The organism is Pseudomonas sp. LBUM1671, assembly GCF_059695685.1.
The window spans coordinates 1,411,698-1,424,901 of the sequence record NZ_CP166782.1 but is presented as its reverse complement, the minus strand read 5'-3'; the positions used below and the strand labels follow the sequence as shown (position 1 = coordinate 1,424,901).

The following is a 13,204-nucleotide window of genomic DNA, read 5'->3' as shown; positions in this document are numbered from 1 at the left end:
CAATGCCCCTCTCGCTACTCATTCTGGCCTTGAGTGCCTTCGCCATCGGCACCACCGAGTTCGTCATCATGGGCTTGCTGCCCGATGTGGCGGCGGACCTCGGCGTGTCGATCCCCGGCGCTGGCTGGCTGGTGACCGGTTACGCCCTGGGCGTGGCCATCGGTGCGCCATTCATGGCACTGGCCACCTCCAGATTGCCGCGCAAGGCTGCACTAGTAGCGCTGATGGGCATTTTCATCATCGGCAACCTGCTCTGTGCCATGGCCACCGATTACAACGTGCTGATGTTTGCCCGTGTGGTCACGGCCCTTTGCCATGGTGCGTTCTTCGGTATCGGTTCGGTGGTGGCGGCAGGACTCGTTCCGGCGAACAAACGCGCATCCGCCGTGGCCTTGATGTTCACCGGCCTGACCCTGGCCAACGTACTCGGCGTTCCGCTGGGCACCGCGCTCGGTCAGGAAGCCGGCTGGCGCTCGACCTTCTGGGCAGTGACCGTGATTGGTGTGATCGCGCTGATTGGCCTGATCCGCTTCCTGCCGGCCAAGCGCGATGAAGAGAAACTCGACATGCGCGCCGAACTGCGTGCCCTCAAAGGCGCCGGGATCTGGTTGTCCCTGAGCATGACGGCGTTGTTCGCGGCGTCGGTATTCACCCTGTTCACTTACGTCGCTCCGCTGCTCGGCGATGTCACCGGCGTCTCGCCCAAAGGCGTGACCTGGACCCTGATGCTCATCGGCTTGGGCCTGACGGTCGGCAACATCATCGGCGGCAAGCTGGCCGACAAAGGCCTGGCCGCGACGCTGATCGGCGTCTTCATCTCGATGGCCGTGATCTCGACCGTACTGACCTGGACCAGCGTCGCGCTGATTCCTGCCGAAATCACTTTGTTCCTTTGGGCCACCGCGTGTTTCGCCGCCGTGCCTGCCCTGCAAGTGAACGTGGTGACCTACGGCAAGGCCGCACCGAACCTGGTGTCGACCCTGAACATCGGCGCTTTCAACATCGGCAACGCCTTGGGCGCCTGGGTCGGCGGAAGCGTCATCGCCCACGGTTTCGGCCTGACCAGCGTGCCACTCGCGGCAGCAGCACTGGCGGTACTCGCCCTGCTGGTGACCCTGATTACTTTCCGTCAGCGCGGTAATCCCGAACTGGCCCCTGCGACTAACTGATACCTCACGAGGGTTGTACTGAAATGACGACTATTTTCGATCCGATCAAACTGGGCGACATCGAGCTGGCCAACCGCATTATCATGGCGCCACTGACCCGCTGCCGCGCCGACGAAGGCCGTGTGCCAAACGCGCTGATGGCTGAGTATTACGTACAACGCGCCTCGGCCGGCCTGATCCTCAGCGAGGCCACATCGGTCACGCCAATGGGCGTCGGCTACCCGGACACCCCGGGCATCTGGTCCAACGATCAGGTGCGTGGCTGGTCCAACGTGACCAAAGCGATTCACGGCGCTGGCGGCAAGATCTTCCTGCAACTGTGGCACGTCGGCCGGGTTTCCCACGAGTCGTACCTGAACGGTGAAGCGCCGGTCGCACCAAGCGCCATCCAGCCTAAGGGCCACGTCAGCCTGGTTCGCCCATTGGCCGACTACCCAACCCCGCGTGCTCTGGAAACCGCTGAAATCGCCGACATCGTCGACGCCTACCGCACCGGTGCCGAGAACGCCAAGGCCGCTGGTTTCGACGGCGTGGAAATCCACGGCGCCAACGGTTACCTGCTCGATCAGTTCCTGCAAAGCAGCACCAACCAGCGCACCGACCAGTACGGTGGCTCCCTGGAAAACCGTGCACGCCTGTTGCTGGAAGTGACCGACGCCGCGATCGAAGTCTGGGGCGCCGGCCGCGTCGGTGTGCACCTGGCTCCGCGTGCCGACTCCCATGACATGGGCGACGACAACCTGGCCGAGACGTTCACCTACGTCGCTCGCGAACTGGGCAAACGTGGCATCGCCTTTATCTGCTCCCGCGAGAAAGAAGCCGGCGACAGCCTTGGCCCACAACTCAAGGAAGCCTTCGGCGGCCCGTACATCGTCAACGAACGTTTCACCAAGGACAGCGCCAACGCCTGGCTGGCCAGCGGCAAGGCCGATGCGGTCGCCTTCGGCGTGCCGTTCATTGCCAACCCGGACCTGCCGGCACGCTTGAAGGCTGATGCGCCGCTTAACGAAGCGCGTCCAGAGCTGTTCTACGCCAAGGGCCCGGTGGGATATATCGACTATCCGGTAATGTAATTTTTATTAATAGCAAAAAGCCCCGACTCGAAAGAGCCGGGGCTTTTTTTATCAACGAAAAACAACAAGCCTATGCCCCCCTTAAGAACAACAAACTCTTCTCAGCGAAACAACCGCCAATACATTTGCGCTGGCTCACTTTCGACAGCGCCTTTACATTAATAAAACAAGAGCAGAGAAACAACTTTTGTAAAAACATCAACTGAGACAAGGAGCGCTCATCGTGCACAACTATGCAAAGACTGCACTGATCATCTTTACAACGTTTGCGTTTACCCCCTACGGCTTCGCCAAGTACGGGGATTATCAAACCATTGATGAATCCGACAACATCAACGACACGACCATTCACTACTATATTAAAAACCTGACATCGGAAGAATTAACGCTGTCTCGGCCATCGCAGAAGCAAACCGGCCGAGGCAATGCGATTTCTGATTTCACGGTGCCCATTAACGCGGTACTGAATTTTCCCACGCACTATCCGGAACCTTTCAGATCAATTACCCGTGATAACCCTAGAATACTCACCGAAACGTTTGCCTATGCCTCAGGAAAAAAGGAATGCCAGTTCACCGCCACCATCAAGGTGACCGACCTTCTGAAACCTGCTCATTGGTCCGGCAACGGGAAGTCCATCGGTGTCGAACCGGCGGATTGTACGACAGACATCTTCGAAGTCATCAGTACTCTCCCCTATAGCTACAGCATTCAGTTCAGCCTTGAATAACTCATTTAATTCATATTCACCCTGGCCAAAAAAATTATGAACATGGTAAAAAAACTGATATTTGCACTATTAGCAACCTGCGCTCCTTTTTCCTATAGCTTGGCAGATACCGTAGTAACGATAAAAATCATCAACAATACGTTCGGCACATTAAAGTTAAAACAGCACGGAGGACTCGAGGCAGAACTTAGCGCCCCCCTGACCAGCTTTAACATCGGCCCGGGCACCGAGGAATCGCTGGACATCCCATACCAGCGTGCTTTTACTTATGATCAGTCCGGCTGGCAACCCACTCGAAAAAAAGTCGCGCCCATCAGTAATTTCATCGATTATGAAGTTAATGGATTTCGATGCCGTTTAAAAACGTTGATGAATGCTCCGGTTGGCTTTGGGGCACTGGAGCCCAGCTACAAACCGGCGTGGGAACAAACAAGCTCGGGACGGGGCACCTCGGGATATAGCTGCAATAGCTATATTTCCGAACGTCTGTCCAAGCCCCCGTTCAGCTACACCGTTGTTTTAACGTTCAACAAATGACCTGATGGGCGGCTTGGGGTGCCGTGATGCTTACAGCCGTTCACACACTCGACACAAAATCCCTACAAAATACGTAGCTCGCTACCTTTCATCCTGGCGAGCGTACGTATATAAAAGCACCCCTGTGCATCGAGGCGAGCCTTGAAGGATCAAAGCTCGCTTTAATGGTTGACACAACCGGATCCAATTAAGCATTTTGTTTCATTTGCGCAGGCTGGGGCTCAAACGCAGCATGTCCAACCCTGCATTGACCCAACGCTCGGCCTCGGTGTGCAGTTGAAAACTGTCGGGGGCCAATAGCCATTGGTAAAGCATGCCATCGATGTAGGCGTGCAGGCTGATGGCCGCACGGGCCGTGTCGAGGTCCTCGGGCATTTGCCCCCGATTCACCGCATTACTCAGGGCCAGGGCGATTCGCACATTGCAATCGAGGCTGACCTCACGACGTTGCTGACGCAGGTCGCACATTTCATCGGTGAATTCGCACTTATGAAACAAAATCTCATTGATGCGTCGGGTTTTCGGGTCCAGGGCAACTTGATGAAACAAATGAATCAGCAGTTTGCGCATGCAGCCCAGCGGATCGAGTTCATCTTCGCTTTCACTGGCCCTGGCCATTTCATCCAGCGGCTCTTTCAAGCTATCCAGCATCGCCTGCACCAGGTCCGCCTTGTTGCTGAAATGCCAGTAGATGGCTCCGCGAGTCACGCCGGCCAGGGTCGCGATGTCCGCCAGCGTCGTACGCGCCACGCCCCTTTCATAAAAGGCTTTCTCTGCTGCTTCCAGAATCTGGCTGCGGGTTTCTTGAGCTTCCTCTTTGGTACGACGGACCATGGCAGTAAAACCTCAATCAGGGTGCTTCAGCGATGTCTGAACAGCCGCTGAACAAAAGTGGGGCGAGCGCTCTCGGGTCTCGTCCCCCGGCTTACAATTCGAACCTTTGACGGGCGTTGGTAACAGGGTGGATACGCAGTCAAGGTGTTTACAAACAACCATGAACGTAAGTATATTCCTTAGCAAGCTACTTATCCACCCGGCACTCATTTTTTACCCTTCCACATTTCTTGTGCGTTTCTTGCGCGCCTGACCCGAGGATTTTCATGCAATTCAAGCCAGCTGTTACCGCTCTGGTCGCCGCCGTCGCCCTCGCATCACTGCTCAGCGGATGCAAAAAGGAAGAAGCGGCACCCGCCGCACCGCCTCCTCAGGTCGGCGTGGTTACCCTGCAACCTCAAGCCTTTACCCTGACGTCCGAGCTTCCGGGGCGCACCAGTGCGTTCCGCATTGCCGAAGTTCGCCCACAGGTCAACGGCATCATTCTCAAGCGTCTGTTCAAGGAAGGCGGCGACGTCAAGGCCGGCCAGCAGCTGTATCAGATCGATCCGGCCGTTTATGAAGCTACGCTCAAAAGCGCCGAAGCCAACCTGCAACAGACCAAGTCGATCTCCGACCGCTATAAGCAGCTGGTCAACGAGCAGGCCGTCAGCCGTCAGGAATACGACACGGCGCTGGCCAATCGTTTGCAATCGGAAGCCTCCCTGCAATCCGCTCAGATCAACGTGCGTTACACCAAGGTCTACGCACCGATCTCCGGTCGCATCGGCCGCTCGAACGTGACCGAGGGCGCGCTGGTCAGCAACGGCCAGGCCGACGCCATGGCGGTGATCCAGCAACTCGACCCGATTTACGTCGACGTCACCCAGTCGTCCGTCGAGCTGCTTGAGCTGCGTCGCGAACTGGAAAGCGGTCGCCTGCAAAAGGCTGGCGACACGTCAGCGGCGGTCAAGCTGACCCTCGAAGACGGCAGCGAGTACAAGCAGGAAGGCAAGCTTGAGTTCTCCGAAGTCTCGGTTGACCAGACCACCGGCTCCGTGACCTTGCGTGCCGTGTTCCCGAACCCGGATCACACGCTGCTTCCAGGCATGTTCGTGCACGCCCAGCTCAAAGCCGGTGTGAACGCTGCCGCGATTCTGGCGCCGCAACAAGGCGTGACCCGCGACCTCAAAGGCACACCGACCGCACTGGTCGTGGGCGCTGACAACAAGGTCGAACTGCGTCAGCTCAAGGCCAGCCGCACCGTCGGCAGCCAATGGCTGATCGAAGACGGTCTGAAAGCCGGCGATCGCCTGATCACCGAAGGACTGCAATTCGTCAAACCTGGCATCGAAGTCAAAGCCAGTGAAGCGACTAACGTTGGCGCAAAGAACCCGGCCCCCGCACAGGCAGCTGACAAGGCTTCCAGCGGCAAAGGGGAGTAAACCATGTCGAAATTTTTTATCGACCGTCCGATTTTCGCCTGGGTAATTGCCCTGGTGATCATGCTGGTCGGGGCACTCTCGATTCTCAAACTCCCGATCAACCAATACCCGAGCATTGCGCCTCCGGCCATTGCGATCCAGGTGACCTACCCAGGCGCGTCTGCACAAACCGTGCAGGACACCGTGGTTCAGGTCATCGAACAACAGCTCAACGGTATCGACAACCTGCGTTATGTCTCCTCGGAAAGTAACTCCGACGGCAGCATGACCATTACCGCAACCTTCGAGCAAGGCACCAACTCCGATACCGCGCAGGTTCAGGTCCAGAACAAACTGAACCTGGCCACCCCGCTGCTGCCGCAAGAAGTGCAGCAACAGGGTATTCGCGTGACCAAGGCCGTGAAAAACTTCCTCTTGGTGATCGGCGTGGTGTCGCGCGACGGCAGCATGACCAAGGACGACCTGTCCAACTACATCGTGTCGAACATGCAGGACCCGATCTCGCGGACCGCCGGTGTCGGTGACTTCCAGGTCTTCGGTTCCCAGTACGCGATGCGTGTCTGGCTCGACCCGGCCAAGCTGAACAACTTCAACCTGACGCCCGTGGACGTGAAAGCGGCTATCGCGGCGCAGAACATCCAGGTGTCCTCCGGTCAACTGGGCGGCCTGCCGGCTGCGCCTGGCCAGCAGTTGAACGCCACCATCATCGGCAAGACTCGTCTGCAGACCGCCGAGCAGTTCAACAAGATCCTGCTCAAGGTCAACAAGGACGGTTCGCAAGTGCGTCTGTCCGATGTCGCCGACGTAGGTCTGGGTGGTGAGAACTACAGCATCAACGCGCAGTTCAACGGTGCTCCGGCCTCCGGTCTGGCGGTGAAACTGGCCAACGGGGCCAACGCCCTCGACACCGCGAAAGCGCTGCGCAACACCATCAACACGCTCAAGCCGTTCTTCCCGCAAGGCATGGAAGTGGTCTTCCCGTACGACACCACCCCGGTGGTCACCGAGTCGATCAAGGGTGTGGTTGAAACCCTGGTCGAAGCGATCGTGCTGGTGTTCCTGGTGATGTTCCTGTTCCTGCAAAACTTCCGCGCCACCGTCATCACCACGATGACTGTGCCGGTGGTACTGCTGGGTACGTTCGGGATCCTCGCGGCGTTCGGTTTCAGCATCAACACCCTGACCATGTTCGGTATGGTGCTGGCCATCGGCTTGCTGGTGGACGATGCCATCGTCGTGGTGGAAAACGTCGAACGGGTCATGAGCGAAGAAGGCTTGTCACCCAAGGAGGCCACCAAGAAATCCATGGGGCAGATCCAGGGTGCGTTGGTCGGTATCGCCCTGGTGCTGTCGGCGGTACTGTTGCCGATGGCGTTCTTCAGCGGCTCCACGGGCGTGATCTACAAGCAGTTCTCGATCACCATCGTCTCGGCCATGGCGCTGTCCGTGTTGGTCGCACTGATCTTCACCCCGGCCCTTTGCGCCACCATGCTCAAGGCGATTCCGAAAGGCGAGCACGGCACACCGAAACGCGGCTTCTTCGGCTGGTTCAACCGCAGCTTTGACCGTGGTGTCAAAAGCTACGAGCGTGGCGTCGGCAACATGCTCACGCACAAAGCGCCGTACCTGCTGGCCTACCTGATCATTGTCGTCGGCATGATCTGGCTGTTCACCCGCATTCCAACCGCGTTCCTGCCGGAAGAAGACCAGGGCGTGCTGTTTGCCCAGGTGCAAACCCCGGCCGGCTCCAGCGCCGAGCGCACGCAGGTGGTGATCGATGAGATGCGCTCCTACCTGCTGGATAAGGAATCGAGCGCTGTAGCCTCGGTCTTTACGGTCAACGGCTTCAACTTCGCCGGTCGTGGCCAAAGCTCGGGCCTGGCGTTCATCATGCTCAAGCCGTGGGATCAGCGGGATGCGGACAACAGCGTGTTCAAACTCGCCGCCCGCGCCCAGCAGCACTTCTTCACCTTCCGCGATGCCATGGTGTTCGCCTTCGCGCCACCGGCGGTACTGGAGTTGGGTAACGCCACCGGTTTCGACGTGTTCCTGCAAGACCGTGCCGGTATCGGTCACGAAAAGTTGATGGAAGCTCGCAACCAGTTCCTCGGCATGGCGGCGCAGAGCAAGGTGCTCTATCAGGTGCGTCCGAACGGCTTGAACGACGAGCCGCAATACCAGTTGGAAATCGATGACGAGAAGGCCAGCGCCCTGGGCCTGACCCTCTCCGACATCAACAGCACCCTGTCGATTGCCTTGGGCAGTAGCTACGTCAACGACTTCATCGACCGTGGTCGGGTGAAGAAAGTCTACGTGCAAGGTCAGCCCAATTCGCGCATGAGCCCGGAAGACATCAAGAAATGGTATGTGCGTAACGCCGCAGGCACCATGGTGCCCTTCTCGGCCTTCGCCAAGGGCGAGTGGATCTACGGCGCGCCGAAGCTTTCGCGTTACAACGGCGTAGAAGCCATGGAAATCCTCGGTGCTCCGGCTCCGGGCTACTCCACCGGTGAAGCCATGGCGGAGGTCGAAGCCCTGGCGAAGAAACTGCCGGCCGGTGTCGGTATTTCCTGGACGGGTCTGTCGTACGAAGAGCGACTGTCCGGCTCACAAGCGCCCGCGCTGTACGCGTTGTCGCTGCTGATGGTGTTCCTCTGCCTGGCGGCGCTGTACGAAAGCTGGTCGATTCCGATCGCGGTGATGCTGGTGGTGCCTTTGGGGATCATCGGTGCACTGTTGGCCACTAGCCTGCGGGGGCTCTCCAACGACGTTTACTTCCAGGTGGGTCTGTTGACAACCATCGGTCTGGCGGCGAAAAACGCCATTCTGATCGTCGAGTTCGCCAAGGAACTGCATGAGCAAGGGCGTAGCCTTCGCGAAGCGGCGATCGAAGCGTGCCGGATGCGTTTGCGACCGATCATCATGACCTCGCTCGCCTTCGTCCTCGGCGTAGTACCGCTGGCGATTTCCACCGGCGCAGGTTCAGGTAGCCAGCATGCGATCGGTACGGGCGTTATTGGCGGTATGATCACCGCCACGGTCCTGGCGATCTTCTGGGTCCCACTGTTCTTCGTCACCGTGTCGTCGATTGGCCAGCGCAAAAAAGCCGATCAGGACGATGCAATTGAACCTTCTAAAGAGGCTGGCCAATGAGCAAGTCGCTACTCTCCATCGCAGTTGCCGCCTTCGTGCTGAGCGGCTGCTCGCTGATCCCCGATTATCAGCAGCCTGATGCACCGGTGGCAGCGCAATACCCGCAGGGCCCGGCGTACTCGTCGGCCCAGGCGCCTGCACAGGCCGCCGCCGAACAGGGCTGGAAGCAGTTTTTCCATGACCCGGCACTGCAACAGCTGATCCAGGTCGCCCTGGAAAACAACCGTGACCTGCGTGTTGCGGCCCTGAACATCGACGCGTTCGCGGCTCAATACCGCATCCAGCGTGCCGATCTGTTCCCGGCGGTTTCGGCCAATGGCACCGGCAGCCGTCAGCGCCTTCCGGCACGTGCCTCGCAGACTGGCGAATCGGGTATCACCAGTTCCTATTCGGCTACGGTCGGGATCAGCGCTTATGAACTCGACCTGTTCGGTCGGGTTCGCAGCCTGAGCGAAGAAGCCCTGCAGCAGTACTTCGCTACCGAAGAAGGTCGTCGCAGCACGCAAATCAGCCTGGTGGCCAGCGTGGCCAACGCCTACCTGACCTGGCAGGCGGACAAGGAACTGCTGAAACTGACTCAGGACACCCTCGGGGCATTCGAGGAGAGCTACAAACTCACCTCGCGCAGCAACGAAGTCGGGGTCGCCTCGGCCCTGGACCTGGCCCAGTCGCGTACCTCGGTGGAAAACGCCCGGGCGCAATTGGCCAAGTACACCCGTCAGGTCGCGCAGGATGAAAACAGCCTGGTGCTGCTGCTCGGCACCGGCATCCCGGCCAATCTGCAAGCCGCCAAGCCACTGGCTGACGACCTGCTGAGCGACGTGCCGGCCGGTCTGCCCTCGGACTTGCTGCAACGTCGTCCGGATATCCTCCAGGCCGAGTACAACCTGAAAGCGGCAAACGCCAACATCGGCGCGGCACGGGCGGCGTTCTTCCCGAGCATCAGCCTGACGGCCAACGCCGGGACCTTGAGCCCGGACCTGTCCGGTCTGTTCAAAGGCGGTTCGGGCACCTGGTTGTTCTCGCCGCAGATCAACCTGCCGATCTTCAACGCCGGCAGCCTGCGCGCCAGCCTGGATTACTCGAAAATCCAGAAAGACATCGGCGTGGCGAACTACGAGAAGTCCATTCAAACGGCCTTCCAGGAAGTCGCCGACGGCCTGGCTGCCCGCCAGACCTACACCGATCAGTTGCAGGCGCAGCGTGATTTCGTCACCGCCAACCAGGACTACTACCGTCTGGCCGAGCGTCGCTACCGTATCGGTGTCGACAGCAACCTGACCTTCCTCGACGCCCAGCGTCAGCTGTTCAGTGCCCAACAGGTGCTGATCACTGATCGTCTGGCGCAGCTGGTCAGTGCGGTCAATCTGTACAAGGCATTGGGTGGTGGCTGGAACGAGCAGACGGCGAAAGTCGAACCACAGAAAGAAGAAGCGCCGAAGATGAAGTTGTTCTGATAGCGCTGTGAAAACATCAAGCCCACCTTTTGGTGGGCTTTTTGTTGGCGGCTGGAAAAGGTGTGTTGTCAGGGCTGGCCCCTTCGCGAGCAGACTCGCTCCTACAGGGGATCTGTATTTGCCAACAATCGCATGCACACAGAATGACCATTGTGGGAGCGAGCCTGCTCGCGATGAGGCAGGCACATACGACGCAGAACCTCAAACCAACATGCGTTCGATAACCGCCCAAAACCCGCTTTCGCCGATTGAACCATCCAGTCCATTCCCCGCACCATTCGTCGCACAAGACCAATAACATCAGGTTCGACACCATGCCCCCGCGCCCTGCCCTGTCCGGCTGATCCCTCTCCCGTTTTTCACGAAATCTAATCCTTTGTCTGCAACCCCCGACGTTGCGGCAGTGCCCCGTTTCATCCCTAACAATTAGAGAGACCCGAGCCCATGACGCCTTCCACCGCGCAGTATTATTTCCCCAGCCTGATTGCCATCGCCCTGGCCAGCGCGGCCCTGCCCGCCATGGCTGAGGAATCGGGTTTTGTCGAAGGCGCCAAGGTCAACCTGAACCTGCGCAACTTCTACATCAACCGCAATTTCACCAACCCGACCAAGGCTCAGGGCAAGGCTGAAGAATGGACGCAAAGTTTCATCCTCGACGCCAAGTCCGGCTTCACCCAAGGCACCGTCGGCTTCGGCATGGACGTGCTGGGGTTGTACTCGGTGAAGCTCGACGGCGGAAAAGGCACGGGCGGGACGCAGTTGCTGCCGCTGGATCATGACGGTCGCCCGGCGGACAACTTCGGGCGCACCAACGTGGCATTCAAGGCCAGGCTGTCGCAGACCGAAATCAAGGTGGGCGAATGGATGCCGGTGCTGCCGATCCTACGCTCGGACGACGGTCGCTCCCTGCCGCAAACCTTCCGTGGCGGGCAGATCACCTCGAAAGAAATCGCCGGCCTGACGCTCTATGGCGGCCAGTTCCGCGCCAACAGCCCGCGCGACGACAGCAGCATGAGCGATATGTCGATGACCGGAAAACCCACCTTCACCTCCGACCGCTTCAACTTCCAGGGCGGCGAATACGCTTTCAACGACAAGCGCACCCAGATCGGCCTGTGGAATGCTGAACTCAAGGACATCTACAGCCAGCAATACGTAAACCTGATTCACAGTCAGCCCATCGGCGACTGGACCCTGGGCGCCAACCTCGGTTTCTTCTATGGCCAGGAAGACGGCAGCGCCCGCGCTGGCGACCTGGACAACAAGACCTGGTCAGGCCTGTTCTCGGCCAAGTACGGCGGCCACACGTTCTATGTCGGCTTGCAAAAACTCACCGGCGACAGCGCCTGGATGCGGGTCAACGGCACCAGCGGCGGCACCCTGGCCAACGACAGCTACAACGCCAGTTATGACAACGCCCGAGAAAAATCCTGGCAACTGCGCCACGACTACAACTTCGTCGCCCTGGGCATCCCCGGCCTGACCCTGATGAACCGCTACATCAGCGGCGACAACGTGCACACCGGCACCATCACCGACGGCAAGGAATGGGGCCGCGAAAGCGAACTGGGATACACCGTACAGAGCGGCGCGCTCAAGGACCTGAACGTCAAATGGCGCAACTCGACGATGCGCCGGGACTTCAGCAATAACGAGTTCGATGAGAACCGGTTGATCGTCAGCTATCCGATCAGTTTGTTGTAAGTCTCAAGGGCACCTTCGCGGGCAAGCCTTGCTCCTACAGGTCACGGGTTGGCTGCAACATTGGCGGCCAACTCGATTTCTGCAGGAGCAAGGCTTGCCCGCGAAGAACGATAGCGCGGCATCTAGCCGGCCGCCTGTCAGCTAGCCTGGCGCTTTACCAACGATCCATTACAGTGAAAAAACCTGACAGGAGTCAGGCGAACTCAACCCTTCCCACTTCCGTTATCTGTTGATGTTGGTCCGCAAGACTTGAGCCAGGCTGTCATCGGAAGACACCACTTGATCACCAGAGGACCACCTCATGATCACGCCACTCAAATCGGCTCCCGTCAAAAGCGACTGGGATGCCAAGGCCTACCAGCAATTCTCCCGGCTTCGACAACGGCCGGTGAACGAACTACTCGACCGCGTCGAACTTGACCCCCCCAAACGCATCTACGACCTCGGCTGTGGCACCGGCATTGCGACGCAAGCTTTGGCCAAACGCTGGCCCCCTGCGCACCTGATGGGCATCGACAGTTCGGAGAAGATGCTTCAGGAGGCGCAATGCTTGCCGATCAAGGCGCTGTGGAAGCAGTGCGATCTACAGAACTGGCAGCCGGAGCAACCCGCCGACCTGCTCTTTGCCGCCGCAGTGCTGCATTTCATCGACGATCACGAACAGCTTCTGCCGCGCTTGCTCGGTTATCTCAACCCGGGTGGTTGTCTGGCGGCGCACATGCCCGACTGGCGGGATGCGGTGTGGTATCAACTGGTGCTCGACACCCTCAACGATGGTGGCTCCGACGGCAAACCGCTCGGCTCCCCGCAACTGCGCGAGAGGATGGCGGCGCGGCCGTTGCTGTCGCTGGAAAATTACCACCGGTTGCTCTCACCGATTACCCGGACACTGGATATCTGGGAAACCTCGCAGTTGCAGGTCGTGGACGGCAAGTCGCCGATTTATGACTGGATCAAGGTCTCGGCCTTGCGGACGGTGATGCAGGGGTTGAAGGACGAGGAACAGGCGCGGTTCATCTATCACTTCATGATGCGAGTGCATGCGCATTACCCCCATGAGAGCGATGGGCGCACGTTGTTTCCGTTCAAGCGGATTTTCATTGTCGCGACCGTTTAAATTTCG

At 59.0% G+C, this 13,204-nt stretch carries 10 protein-coding genes; 9 read left to right on the top strand and 1 reads right to left on the bottom strand.

The genetic code is table 11. The annotated features are described in order from the left end of the window. Positions 1 to 2: 2 nt before the first annotated feature. The 4 genes from ACA060_RS06355 to ACA060_RS06340 all read left to right on the top strand — a co-directional run bounded on the left by ACA060_RS06355 (position 3) and on the right by ACA060_RS06340 (position 3,509). Positions 3 to 1,169: an MFS transporter gene (locus ACA060_RS06355; protein ID WP_219095248.1), complete on the top strand. Its 1,167-nt coding sequence runs from the start codon at positions 3 to 5 to the stop codon at positions 1,167 to 1,169. Positions 1,170 to 1,192: 23 nt separating this feature from the next. Beyond that, positions 1,193 to 2,242: an alkene reductase gene (locus ACA060_RS06350; protein ID WP_109628332.1), complete on the top strand. Its 1,050-nt coding sequence runs from the start codon at positions 1,193 to 1,195 to the stop codon at positions 2,240 to 2,242. 223 nt (positions 2,243 to 2,465) lie between these two features. Continuing rightward, positions 2,466 to 2,972, top strand: coding sequence for a hypothetical protein (locus tag ACA060_RS06345; protein WP_497316115.1), 507 nt, complete (start codon positions 2,466 to 2,468; stop codon positions 2,970 to 2,972). A gap of 36 nt (positions 2,973 to 3,008) precedes the next feature. After that, the gene (locus tag ACA060_RS06340) at positions 3,009 to 3,509 is read left to right on the top strand and encodes a hypothetical protein (protein ID WP_497316113.1); all 501 of its coding nucleotides are present in this window, start codon (positions 3,009 to 3,011) and stop codon (positions 3,507 to 3,509) included. 201 nt (positions 3,510 to 3,710) lie between these two features. On the opposite strand, the gene emhR is transcribed toward ACA060_RS06340, so the two are convergent. Beyond that, a complete protein-coding gene (gene emhR, locus ACA060_RS06335) occupies positions 3,711 to 4,343 on the bottom strand; it encodes an efflux system transcriptional repressor EmhR (protein WP_497316111.1) in 633 nt (210 codons plus the stop codon). Between the two features lie 266 nt (positions 4,344 to 4,609). Between emhR and emhA the strand changes: the two genes are divergently transcribed. The 5 genes from emhA (at position 4,610) to ACA060_RS06310 (ending at position 13,198) form a co-directional block, all read left to right on the top strand. Next, the gene (emhA, locus tag ACA060_RS06330) at positions 4,610 to 5,767 is read left to right on the top strand and encodes an efflux RND transporter periplasmic adaptor subunit EmhA (RefSeq protein ID WP_497316109.1); all 1,158 of its coding nucleotides are present in this window, start codon (positions 4,610 to 4,612) and stop codon (positions 5,765 to 5,767) included. Positions 5,768 to 5,770: 3 nt separating this feature from the next. Beyond that, positions 5,771 to 8,920 carry an efflux RND transporter permease subunit EmhB gene (gene emhB / locus ACA060_RS06325; protein WP_497316107.1) on the top strand — a complete coding sequence of 1,050 codons (3,150 nt, stop codon included), beginning with the start codon at positions 5,771 to 5,773 and terminating at the stop codon, positions 8,918 to 8,920. After that, a complete protein-coding gene (gene emhC, locus ACA060_RS06320; RefSeq protein ID WP_497316105.1) occupies positions 8,917 to 10,377 on the top strand; it encodes an efflux RND transporter outer membrane subunit EmhC in 1,461 nt (486 codons plus the stop codon). The genes emhB and emhC overlap by 4 nt, the downstream gene beginning before the upstream one ends. Positions 10,378 to 10,821: 444 nt before the next feature. Then, entirely contained in the window at positions 10,822 to 12,081 is a 1,260-nt protein-coding gene (locus tag ACA060_RS06315; protein WP_497316103.1) for an OprD family porin, read from the top strand. A gap of 301 nt (positions 12,082 to 12,382) precedes the next feature. Beyond that, complete coding sequence (locus tag ACA060_RS06310; RefSeq protein WP_497316101.1) at positions 12,383 to 13,198, top strand: methyltransferase domain-containing protein; 816 nt, start codon at positions 12,383 to 12,385, stop codon at positions 13,196 to 13,198. The last annotated feature ends 6 nt before the right edge of the window (positions 13,199 to 13,204 follow it).

Bases quoted from the DNA above. Each gene is read 5' to 3' on its own strand.
- ACA060_RS06355 (WP_219095248.1), top strand. From the start codon at position 3: ATGCCCCTCTCGCTACTCATTCTGGCCTTGAGTGCCTTCGCCATCGGC.
- ACA060_RS06350 (WP_109628332.1), top strand. From the start codon at position 1,193: ATGACGACTATTTTCGATCCGATCAAACTGGGCGACATCGAGCTGGCC.
- emhC (WP_497316105.1), top strand. From the start codon at position 8,917: ATGAGCAAGTCGCTACTCTCCATCGCAGTTGCCGCCTTCGTGCTGAGC.
- emhB (WP_497316107.1), top strand. From the start codon at position 5,771: ATGTCGAAATTTTTTATCGACCGTCCGATTTTCGCCTGGGTAATTGCC.
- ACA060_RS06315 (WP_497316103.1), top strand. From the start codon at position 10,822: ATGACGCCTTCCACCGCGCAGTATTATTTCCCCAGCCTGATTGCCATC.
- emhR (WP_497316111.1), bottom strand. From the start codon at position 4,343: ATGGTCCGTCGTACCAAAGAGGAAGCTCAAGAAACCCGCAGCCAGATT.
- ACA060_RS06310 (WP_497316101.1), top strand. From the start codon at position 12,383: ATGATCACGCCACTCAAATCGGCTCCCGTCAAAAGCGACTGGGATGCC.
- ACA060_RS06340 (WP_497316113.1), top strand. From the start codon at position 3,009: ATGAACATGGTAAAAAAACTGATATTTGCACTATTAGCAACCTGCGCT.
- emhA (WP_497316109.1), top strand. From the start codon at position 4,610: ATGCAATTCAAGCCAGCTGTTACCGCTCTGGTCGCCGCCGTCGCCCTC.